Genomic DNA, 570 nt, shown 5'->3' with positions numbered 1-570 from the left:
TTAATACCTTTAGTAATACTTAATGCGCTAGAAGGTAAAGACTTACCTATTTATGGTAAAGGTGATCAGATTAGAGATTGGTTATTCGTTGAGGATCATGCTCGAGCTCTATATAAGGTAGTAACAGAAGGTAAAATTGGTGAAACATATAATATTGGTGGTCATAACGAAAAGCAAAACATTGAAGTTGTTAAAAGTATTTGCAGTATTCTAGATACTTTAGTGCCTAAGGACTCCCCGTACTCAGAGCAGATAACGTACGTGACAGATCGCCCTGGTCACGATAGACGTTATGCTATTGACTCGTCAAAAATGAGTACAGAGCTAAACTGGACACCAATAGAAACCTTTGAAACAGGCCTACGTAAAACGGTTCAGTGGTATTTAGATAATCAAATATGGTGTCAAAACGTACAAGATGGTTCATATCAGCGTGAGCGTCTGGGCGAAATACATATGACAGCTAAAGGAAAATAGCATGAAAGGAATTATCCTTGCCGGAGGCTCCGGTACACGCCTTTATCCTATTACTATGGGTGTATCCAAGCAGTTACTCCCAATTTATGATAA

The 570-nt window shown here is 38.6% G+C and carries 2 protein-coding genes; both read left to right on the top strand.

From position 1 onward, the window contains the following. Positions 1–477: GDP-mannose 4,6-dehydratase (locus I6F42_RS20055; RefSeq protein ID WP_197153212.1), on the top strand; the 477-nt coding region annotated here is incomplete at its 5' end. A 1-nt stretch (position 478) separates the two neighbouring features. Then, a partial coding sequence (locus I6F42_RS20050; protein WP_269435917.1) for a sugar phosphate nucleotidyltransferase occupies positions 479–570 on the top strand: 92 nt, incomplete at its 3' end.

The sequence above is a fragment of the Pseudoalteromonas sp. SWYJZ12 genome, assembly GCF_015864395.1.
Taxonomy (GTDB): domain Bacteria; phylum Pseudomonadota; class Gammaproteobacteria; order Enterobacterales; family Alteromonadaceae; genus Pseudoalteromonas; species Pseudoalteromonas arctica.
This window is presented reverse-complemented; position numbering and strand designations above follow the sequence as displayed.